Source organism: Xenorhabdus hominickii, from assembly GCF_002632725.1.
Classification (GTDB): Bacteria; Pseudomonadota; Gammaproteobacteria; order Enterobacterales; family Enterobacteriaceae; genus Xenorhabdus; species Xenorhabdus hominickii.
The window spans coordinates 1-1,076 of record NZ_NJAI01000049.1 but is presented as its reverse complement, the minus strand read 5'-3'; the positions used below and the strand labels follow the sequence as shown (position 1 = coordinate 1,076).

1 protein-coding gene is annotated in these 1,076 nt (G+C 53.1%); it reads left to right on the top strand.

Annotated features, from left to right (window positions below):
- Positions 1 to 67 precede the first annotated feature (67 nt).
- Positions 68 to 1,076: baseplate J/gp47 family protein (locus Xhom_RS24945; protein WP_099140128.1), on the top strand; the 1,009-nt coding region annotated here is incomplete at its 3' end.

The following is a 1,076-nucleotide window of genomic DNA, read 5'->3' as shown; positions in this document are numbered from 1 at the left end:
ATTCGTTATCAGCGTCCCGGGCGCGATAATGAGGATTTACGGTTTTTCTGGGTATGGGAACGAGAAAATGCCATTTAAACGAAAAACACTGACCGAATTACGCGAGCAAAATCGCAGTTATTTGCAGTCAGAATTGCAGAAAACAGGTCCCTTATTGCGGTTTTCCAATATGGGGGTGCTGGCCGATATGGATGCGGGGATGGCGCATCTGCATTATGGCTATCTGGACTATATAGCCAAACAAACCACCCCCTTCACGGCCACCGATGAGTGGTTGTCAGGCTGGGCCGCATTGAAAAAGATATTCCAAAAACCGGCGACGGCAGCACGTTGCGAGGACTATCAATTTACCGGGACGGACGGGCTGATTATTCCTGCCGGCACGATACTCAACCGGGGCGATGGTTACCAGTATAAAACGGTCAATGAAACCCGGATTCATCATGGACAGGGACATGCTGATCTCATCGCGCTATTGCCCGATGTTACCGATGACAATTCAGGCGGGGGCGCGGTAGGTAATGCGCCTGTCGGTACGGTCTTAACGCTGGACCAGAGTAGGGCCGGGGTGGATGTTGAAGGAACAGCAATGGCACCGATAACGGGCGGCGCAAATATCGAGAGTGAGGCCGATTTTCGTTCCAGAATGCTGTTGGCCTATCAGGGTTCACCTCAGGGGGGCTCGGATGATGACTATAAACAGTGGGCACTCGCCGTCCCCGGTGTTACCCGGGTTTGGGTCAAACCCCGAGCTGCGGGGGCGGGCACGGTGGGCGTGTATATTATGTGTGACAATAATGGGCGTGACGGTTTTCCTCTGGGTACCGACGGTGTCTCATCACATGAACCCTATGCTGTTCATGCCTCCGGGGATCAACTGCGTGTCGCTGATTATATTTACCCGTTACGGCCGGTGACAGCGATTATCTGGGTCTTGTCTCCGATAAAACGACCCGTTGATTTCACGATTAACGGCATCGCTCATGTGGGCACTGACATCACTCACCGCATCGCCACCGCGATTGATACGGTGTTGTTTGAGAGCGGAAACCCGGACGGAACGGGGAAAATATTGA